9 protein-coding genes and 1 rRNA gene are annotated in these 8235 nt (G+C 67.9%); 4 read left to right on the top strand and 6 right to left on the bottom strand.

Going from position 1 to position 8235, the window contains the following annotated elements:
- Together ACFWDI_RS13345 and ACFWDI_RS13340 are read right to left on the bottom strand one after the other, a co-directional pair.
- A 16S ribosomal RNA gene (locus ACFWDI_RS13345) occupies positions 1 to 92 on the bottom strand; the annotation flags it as partial.
- Positions 93 to 653: 561 nt separating this feature from the next.
- Positions 654 to 1295, bottom strand: coding sequence for a DNA-3-methyladenine glycosylase (locus ACFWDI_RS13340; protein WP_385303577.1), 642 nt, complete (start codon positions 1293 to 1295; stop codon positions 654 to 656).
- 74 nt (positions 1296 to 1369) lie between these two features.
- Between ACFWDI_RS13340 and ACFWDI_RS13335 the strand changes: the two genes are divergently transcribed.
- From ACFWDI_RS13335 to ACFWDI_RS13325, 3 genes are all read left to right on the top strand, one after another.
- A complete protein-coding gene (locus ACFWDI_RS13335; RefSeq protein ID WP_385303576.1) occupies positions 1370 to 2152 on the top strand; it encodes a sporulation protein in 783 nt (260 codons plus the stop codon).
- Between the two features lie 44 nt (positions 2153 to 2196).
- Positions 2197 to 2727, top strand: a complete 531-nt coding sequence (locus ACFWDI_RS13330) for a YbhB/YbcL family Raf kinase inhibitor-like protein (protein WP_385303575.1) — start codon at positions 2197 to 2199, stop codon at positions 2725 to 2727.
- A gap of 155 nt (positions 2728 to 2882) precedes the next feature.
- Positions 2883 to 3392 carry an HNH endonuclease gene (locus tag ACFWDI_RS13325; protein ID WP_327322723.1) on the top strand — a complete coding sequence of 170 codons (510 nt, stop codon included), beginning with the start codon at positions 2883 to 2885 and terminating at the stop codon, positions 3390 to 3392.
- A gap of 53 nt (positions 3393 to 3445) precedes the next feature.
- Here the strand turns inward: ACFWDI_RS13325 and ACFWDI_RS13320 are convergent, their stop codons facing one another.
- The 4 genes from ACFWDI_RS13320 to ACFWDI_RS13305 form a co-directional block, all read right to left on the bottom strand.
- Positions 3446 to 4213, bottom strand: a complete 768-nt coding sequence (locus tag ACFWDI_RS13320) for a sulfite exporter TauE/SafE family protein (protein WP_327322724.1) — start codon at positions 4211 to 4213, stop codon at positions 3446 to 3448.
- Between the two features lie 59 nt (positions 4214 to 4272).
- Complete coding sequence (locus tag ACFWDI_RS13315) at positions 4273 to 5232, bottom strand: SPFH domain-containing protein (RefSeq protein ID WP_327322725.1); 960 nt, start codon at positions 5230 to 5232, stop codon at positions 4273 to 4275.
- Between the two features lie 91 nt (positions 5233 to 5323).
- Complete coding sequence (locus ACFWDI_RS13310) at positions 5324 to 5752, bottom strand: NfeD family protein (protein WP_327322726.1); 429 nt, start codon at positions 5750 to 5752, stop codon at positions 5324 to 5326.
- Positions 5753 to 5884: 132 nt separating this feature from the next.
- Positions 5885 to 6682 carry an ABC transporter ATP-binding protein gene (locus tag ACFWDI_RS13305; RefSeq protein ID WP_385303571.1) on the bottom strand — a complete coding sequence of 266 codons (798 nt, stop codon included), beginning with the start codon at positions 6680 to 6682 and terminating at the stop codon, positions 5885 to 5887.
- 135 nt (positions 6683 to 6817) lie between these two features.
- Between ACFWDI_RS13305 and ACFWDI_RS13300 the strand changes: the two genes are divergently transcribed.
- Entirely contained in the window at positions 6818 to 7600 is a 783-nt protein-coding gene (locus tag ACFWDI_RS13300; protein WP_327322728.1) for a hypothetical protein, read from the top strand.
- Positions 7601 to 8235 lie beyond the last annotated feature (635 nt).

Raw genomic sequence — 8235 nt, 5'->3', positions numbered from 1 at the left:
CTAATCCACCCCGAAGGGCTTCATCGTTCGACTTGCATGTGTTAAGCACGCCGCCAGCGTTCGTCCTGAGCCAGGATCAAACTCTCCATGAATGTCTTCCCGACTGTGCTTAATTAAAAGCGCGGGATCAACACCACTTAGAGCGGAACAGCCGGTCGGAATAAGACCGACTGTTCACAGCGTCCTCGCTGTGTCATTGCCTACCACTGCAGAGCAGTAGCAGGACTTTCAAAGGAACCTCGAACCTGCCGAAACAGGCCGGGGTATCAACATATCTGGCGTTGACTTTTGGCACGCTGTTGAGTTCTCAAGGAACGGACGCTTCCTTTGTACTCACCCGCAGAACATTGTCTGAGGCTTTCCTCCGGGCGCTTCCCTTCGTGTTTCCAACTTTACCAGATCCTTTTCCCGTTCCGTTTCCGGTTCGGAATTTGATTCCAGTGGCCGTTGGGGGCCTTTTGCCTTTCGGCGTGTTCACTACTTTAGCTGATTCCCCAGGCGACTCATAATCGAGTCATTCGGCTTGGATTTCGGCATGCCGAAATCCCACCCGGTTGGGTTGGTAGTAAGTAGTGGATGGCCACTTCGGGTTGCTGAACAGCAGGGCCCGTTTCAAGCGGCTCGGGCTACGTTAGGCGTCCCGGCAGGCCGAGTCAAGTTGCCCTGCGGCGCGGCGTATGGGCCCGGTAGGGGCTCACTGTGGGGTCGCCGTCGATCCAGAACCGCCAGGGGTGGTGGGCGCCCTCACCGCCGACTCCCGTGCGCGGGCCACTGCGCACCTGGTCAGAGCTCGGTGCGGTACCGGGCAGTAGGGACAGTGGGGCGGTCTGGCCGGCGCAGAGGTCGGTGCCGTTCAGGTCGCGGTCGACGTCGAGGGCCGTGGCCAGGCGGGCGGGGCCTTTGGCCAGTTCCTTGTCACTACGGGCCGAGAACCGTCGTTTACGTGCGAGGTCGGCGCCTACTCGGATCTCACCGGCGCGCAGGAGGACCCCGCTCGCCATGCCCTCCGGGCCGCACACCACATTGAGGCAGTGCCACATGCCGTAGGTGAAGTAGACGTACGCATGGCCGGGCGGTCCGAACATCACGTCGTTGCGCGCGGTGCGGCCGCGGTAGGCGTGGGAGCCGGGGTCGATCTCGCCCGCGTACGCCTCTACTTCGGTGAGGCGCAACTCGATGGGGCCGTCGTCGGTGAGGCGTGTCAGGGTGCAGCCAAGGAGCTCCGGGGCGACCTCCAGAACAGGGCGGTCGAAGAACGCCCGGGGCATCGGCGTACGGTCGGGGCTCTCGATCATGGCGTATGAGCCTAGCGGGGAACCGACTACGGTCGTCGCGCGTATGTAGGGGTCAGGACCAATAAGGAGTGGACATGGGCTTCAAGAGGCTGCTTGCGAGCTTGGGCGCCGGCGGTGCTTCCGTGGAGACGGAGCTGACCGAGGCGAACGTGGTGCCCGGCGGTGTGGTGCAGGGCGAGGTGCGCATCCAGGGCGGCTCGGTGGATCAGGTGATCGAGGGGCTCTCCGTCGGTCTGCAGGCGCGGGTCGAGGTCGAGGGTGGTGACCAGGAGGTCAAGCAGGACATCGAGTTCACCAAGCAGCGGCTCGGTGGCGCCTTCGAGGTGAAGGCAGGGGCTGTGCACGTGGTGCCGTTCGGGCTCGAGATTCCGTGGGAGACCCCGGTCACGAGCATCGCCGGGCAGCAGCTGCGCGGGATGAACATCGGTGTGACGACGGAGCTGGAGATCGCGCGGGCCCTGGACTCGGGCGACCTGGACCCGATCAACGTGCACCCGCTGCCGGCGCAGCAGGCGATCCTGGACGCCTTCATCGGGCTGGGCTTCCGCTTCAAGAGCGCGGACATGGAGCGCGGGCACATCCGCGGTACGCGGCAGCGGCTGCCGTTCTACCAGGAAATCGAGTTCTTCCCGCCGCAGCAGTACCGGGGGCTGAACCAGGTCGAGCTCACGTTTGTCGCGGACGACCGCGAGATGGACGTCATCCTCGAGATGGACAAGAAGCCGGGGCTGTTCAGCGAGGGCAGTGACTCGTACAAGGCCTTCAGGGTGGGTCACCACGACTTCCAGTCGACCGACTGGGCGGCGTACCTCAACCAGTGGCTCGCCGATGTCGGCGGGCGTCGCAACTGGCTCTAGGCTCGGATGCGGCAGGACAGGACAGCCGAATCGGAGGTTCAGACGTGACCGAGCTCAAGAGGGCGCCACTTCCGCACGACTTTCATCCGGCGGTGCCGTCGTTCACGGTGGTGAGCGATGACATCGCGCCGGGGTCGGTACTGAAGGACGCCCAGGTCCACTCGGCGGGCAACACCTCGCCGCAGCTGCGGTGGGAAGGCTTCCCGGCGGAGACCAAGAGCTTCGCCGTGACGTGCTTCGATCCGGACGCACCGACGGGCAGCGGTTTCTGGCACTGGGTGCTCTTCGACATCCCGGCGTCGGTCACTGAGCTGCCGGCGGGTGCGGGCAGCGGGAAGTTCGAGGGGCTGCCCGAGGGTGCCGTTCAGGTCCGCAACGACTACGGGTCGAAGGACTTCGGCGGTGCGGCTCCGCCGGCCGGTGAGAACCACCGCTATGTCTTCACCGTGTACGCGGTGGACCGGGCGAAGCTCGGGCCCGACGCGGACGTCTCGCCCGCCGCCGTCGGCTTCAATCTGCGCTTTCACACGCTGGCCCGGGCGCAGTTGATCGCTGAGTACGAGGGGCCTGCCTAGAGCTCAGCGTTCGTTTGTTGTTTGCCCTGCCCTGGTCTTGGAGAGATCAGGGCAGGGCATCTTTTATTGCGTTGTCCATCTCGGCGCGCCCGGCCAAAGTTGATCCAAGCCCAAGGCCCGCAATGGGCTGGGCCGGCGAACGGGAGGTGGGCGAGATGCGGGACACGCTGGTACTGAATGCGAGCTTCGAGCCGCTGTCGACAGTGACACTCAACCGTGCGGTTGTGCTGGTTCTGCAGGACAAGGCCGTCGTCGAGCAGGCCCACCCCGGACTACGTGTGCGTGCTGCCGCGGTCGATCTTCCGGTGCCCCAGGTGATCAGGCTCTGCCGCTATGTCAGGGTGCCTTTCCGAAGACAGGCGCCGTGGTCGAGGCGTGGTGTGCTGGTACGGGACCAGCACCGGTGCGCGTACTGCGGCAAGCGCGCCACGACTGTGGACCATGTGGTGCCGCGGTCGCGCGGTGGTGCGGACAGCTGGCTGAACACGGTCGCGTCCTGCGCCGAGGACAATCACCGCAAAGCGGACCGTACGCCGGAGCAGGCAGGGATGCCGCTGCTCCACGAGCCGTTCGTGCCGTCTCCGGCGGACGCGATGCTGCTCGGGATGCGGGCCGGTGAGCGGTCGGAGCTGCCGCAGTGGCTGACGGCGCAGCCGGCCGCGTAGGAAGCAGCAGTCTTCATGAGGCCCGCCTCCGTTCGGAGGCGGGCCTTCCTGCGTCAGCGCAGCAGCAGTTGGACGATGGCGACGCTGCCGACCACCACGATCAGTACGCGCAGGGCCGTCGGCGGGAGGCGGCGGCCGATCTTGGCGCCGAGCTGGCCGCCGATGGCTGAGCCGACCGCGATCAGCAGGACCGCTGTCCAGTCGAAGTCCGCGACGAAGAGGAAGAAGAGCGCGGCGATGCTGTTGACGACGGCGGCGAGGACGTTCTTGGCGGCGTTGAGGCGCTGCAGGGTGTCGTCGAGCAGCATGCCCATCAGGGACAGGTAGATGATCCCTTGGGCGGCGGTGAAGTAGCCGCCGTAGACGCTGGCGATCAGCAATCCGATGAACAGGAGCGGGCCACCGTCGGGGTGGGCGTGGCTGCCATTGCGCTCGCGGCGGCGCTGGACGGCCTTGGTGATGCGCGGCTGGAGGATCACCAGGATGAGGGCGAGCGCGACCAGTACGGGCACGATCGTCTCGAAGGCCGTCGAGGGGAGCATCAGGAGCAGCAGAGCTCCGCTGATGCCGCCGATCGCGGCGGCGATGCTCAGGCGCAGGAGGCGGCTGCGCTGGCCGGTGAGTTCGGCGCGGTAGCCGATGGCGCCGCTGACCGAGCCGGGAATCAGACCGAGGGCGTTGGAGACGGTGGCGGTGACCGGGGGCAGGCCGGTGGCGAGGAGCACCGGGAAGGTGATCAGTGTTCCTGAGCCGACGATGGTGTTGATGGTGCCGGCGCTGATGCCCGCGGCGAAGACGGCGAGCATCTCCCAGATGGTCACGCTGTGCCTCTCGATGATCGGTGCCGGATGCACCGATCATGCCTGAGGGGATACCGGGGTCAGTCGATGGGGGGCTGCTCGCGGCGTTCCGTGCCGTTGCCGCCGCCGGACTTGCCGGAGCCGGAGCCGCCGCCCATGCCGGCCATCGGGTTGAAGTTGCCCATGGCGCCGCTCAGACCCTTGAGCGCGTCGCCGATCTCGCTGGGCACGATCCAGAGCTTGTTGGCGTCGCCCTCGGCGATCTTCGGGAGCATCTGGAGGTACTGGTAGGCGAGGAGCTTCTGGTCCGCGTCGCCGGCGTGGATGGACTCGAAGACCGTACGGATGGCCTGGGCCTCGCCCTCGGCGCGCAGCGCGGCCGCCTTGGCCTCACCTTCGGCGCGCAGGATCGCGGACTGCTTCTCACCTTCGGCGGTGAGGATCTGCGACTGCCGGATGCCCTCGGCGGTGAGGATCGCGGCGCGCTTGTCACGGTCGGCGCGCATCTGCTTCTCCATCGAGTCCTGGATGGAGGTGGGCGGCTCGATCGCCTTGAGCTCGACACGGTTGACGCGGATGCCCCACTTGCCGGTGGCCTCGTCGAGCACGCCGCGCAGGGCCGCGTTGATCTCCTCGCGGGAGGTCAGGGTCCGCTCGAGGTCCATGCCACCGATGATGTTTCGCAGGGTGGTGACCGTGAGCTGCTCGATCGCCTGGATGTAGCTGGCGACTTCGTACGTGGCGGCGCGGGCGTCGGTCACCTGGTAGTAGATGACGGTGTCGATGTTGACCACCAGGTTGTCCTGGGTGATCACCGGCTGGGGCGGGAAGGGGACGACCTGTTCACGGAGGTCGATGCGGTTGCGGATCGAGTCGATGAACGGGACGACGATGTTCAGGCCCGCGTTGAGGGTGCGGGTGTAGCGCCCGAAGCGTTCGACGATGGCGGCGCTGGCCTGTGGGATGACCTGGATCGTCTTGATCAGGGCGATGAAGACCAGCACCACCAGAATGATCAGGACGATGATGATCGGTTGCATCGTGTTCCCTGTGCCCTTCGCTGCCGGATGATTCTGATGATCGAGTTTCCCAGAACACGGGCTGATGTGGGGGGTGTTCGGCTTCGATTTGTCACATGACCACGGCGGTGGCTCCGTCGATCTCCACTACGTCGACCTGTTGGCCTGCCTCGTACGACATGGTCGCGTCGAGTGCGCGTGCGGACCACACCTCACCGGCGAGTTTGATCCGGCCGCCACTGCCGTCGACCCGTTCCAGGACGACGGCCTGACGGCCTTTCAGCGCATCGACTCCGCTGGCGAATTGAGGGCGTTGGGAGCGGTGCCGGGTGGCGATGGGGCGTACAACGGCGATGAGTGCGACGGACACCACGGCGAAGACGAGCACTTGGGCCACCGTGCCGCCGCCGAGCGCCGCGACGACGGCCGCGGCCACCGCTCCGGCGGAGAGCATGCCGAATTCGGGCATCGCCGTCAGTACGAGCGGAATGCCCAGTCCGACCGCGCCGATCAGCCACCACACCCATGCGTCGATGTCCACGTGGTCATGGTAGGTCCGCCGGTCGCGGTGGGGACAGGGGGCGAGGGCAGGGGCGAGATCAGGTCAGCCGCGCGGCCGGGCCGGGGTCGCCCCAACTACGGGGCCGGTCAGCCGAATTCGGCCGGGCCGGAGTCAGCCGAGCGGGAGGCCCTGCGCGGTCCAGCGCTCGCCGTTCTGCTCGACGACCAGCGGGAGGCCGAAGCAGAGCGAAAGGTTGCGGGAGGTCAGCTCGGTCTCCATGGGACCGGCGGCCAGCACCTTGCCCTGACGGATCATCAGGACGTGGGTGAAGCCCGGGGCGATTTCCTCGACATGGTGCGTGACCATGATCATGGAGGGGGCGTACGGGTCGCGGGCGAGGCGGCCGAGGCGGCGGACCAGGTCCTCGCGGCCGCCGAGGTCGAGGCCGGCGGCCGGCTCGTCGAGGAGCAGCAGCTCGGGGTCCGTCATCATCGCGCGGGCGATCAGAGTGCGCTTGCGCTCGCCCTCGGAGAGCGTGCCGAACTTGCGGTCCAGGTACTCGGTCATGCCGAGGCGGTCGAGGAAGGCGCGGGCGCGCTCCTCGTCGACGGCGTCGTAGTCCTCGTGCCAGGTGGCTGTCATGCCGTACGCGGCGGTGAGCACCGTCTGCAGCACGGTCTGGCGCTTGGGGAGCTTCTCGGCCATGGCGACGCCCGCCATGCCGATACGGGGGCGGAGCTCGAATACGTCGACACCGGCGGCGCCGAGCCGCTCGCCCAGGATCTTGGCCGTACCGGAGGTCGGGAAGAGGTAGCTGGAGGCGATGTTGAGGAGGGTGGTCTTGCCGGCGCCGTTGGGACCGAGGATGACCCAGCGCTCACCTTCCTTGACCGACCAGGAGACGTCGTCCACCAGAGCGCGTCCGTCGCGGACCACGGATACGTCCACCAGCTCCAGTACATCGCTCATGAGCGCGTTGTCTCCCCATGCAATCGTCTTGAGGTATTGGGGGCGGTTTATGCACCTGTGGGCACAGCTCCCAGGGAAAACTTACGCCACCGGTCGGGTGGCCCAGTCGCCCGGTCCGGTCCCTAGGCTGGGTCCATGCTTTCCGAACCACGCTCAGGACGGCTGGCCGCATGGGGAAATGCCCTGTTGGCCGGATTTGTATCACCGGATGACGCGGCGCTCGCCATCGTCGGCGACGACGCGGTGCACCGGGTGGAGGGGTTGCCGGGCGAGGCGGGCCCGGTCGGGCTCACGCTTGCGCTGGGGCGGCTGCGGGCGCTCGGGGTGACCGGGTACCGGGTCGCGCTGCCGGCGCCGGGGCATCCGCTGGGGCTCAGCGGGCCACCGGAGTTCAACGCGCGGGCGCTCGACGCGGAGGAGGCGGTCGTCGCATCCGGCGCCACGTACGGGCTGGTGCCCGAGGTCTACGAGGCCGGGCCCGCGGGTGATCTGCATGTGGAGGTCGTCTGGCACTGCCTGCCGGTGCGGGAGGCGCCGCCCGCGGATGTGCCGTCGCTCGGGGAGGCGGAACGGGAGCTCGCGGAGGCGCTGCGGGACGCGACGGAGGTGCTGTCGCGGCTGGATGTGGCGGCGTCGGGGCCGGTGGCGGAGGCGGCGATCGACGCGTATCGGGCGCGGGCGGAGCGGGGGGTGGGCGAGATGCTGGCACCCGGGTATCCGCCGCGGGCGGTACGGGTGTTGGAGCTGGCGCAGCGGGTCGGGCTGCTGATCTCGGTGGCGTACGAGAACGGGCACGGCGGGGCGGTGAGCGCGTCGGAGATGGCGGCGAGGGGCGAGGCGCTGCGCCCGGTGGAACGGGTGGCGCGACGGGCGCAGGTGGCGGCGTACAACGCGTACGTCGAGGAGCGGGAGCGGTGAGCCTCCGGCGGGGGCGGGGTCTTGTTGTCCGGGCCTGGGGTCCTCCGGTCTTGTCGGGTGCGGGCTCCGGTGCCCCTCCGGGCTCGACTCCTCGGGGTCGGCGGCGTACAGGCTCTTGGTGCGTGACCCCGGTTTTGCCGCCAATCCCCTGCGGGGACGACCCTGCACGGCCCCTCCCCACCCGAACGAGACAAGACCACTCGCCGCAGGGGTACAGCGGTCCACCGGAGGAAACCACCCACCGGACAGCAACCACCAACGCCCCCGGCCCACCTCGACCACATGACCGAGCACTGACGGGGGCGACACTGCACGGCCCCTCCCCACCCGAACGAGACAAGACCGCTCGCCGCGGGGGTACAGCGGTCCGCCGGAGGAAACCACCCACCGGACAGCAACCACCAACGCCCCCGGCCCACCTCGACCACATGACCGAGCACTGACGGGGGCGACACTGCACGGCACCTCCCCACGTGTACGGAACGAGACCGCCCGCCGCAGGGGTACAGCGGTCCACCGGAGGAAACCACCCACCGAAGAGCAACCACCAACGCCCCCGGCCCACCTCGACCACATGACCGAGCACTGACGGGGGCGACACTGCACGGCCCCTCCCCACCCGAACGAGACAAGAC

It is taken from the genome of Streptomyces sp. NPDC060064 (genome assembly GCF_042736455.1).
GTDB lineage: Bacteria > Actinomycetota > Actinomycetes > Streptomycetales > Streptomycetaceae > Streptomyces.
The sequence above is the reverse complement of the archived record's forward strand: the minus strand, read 5'-3'. Positions and strand labels throughout refer to the sequence as shown.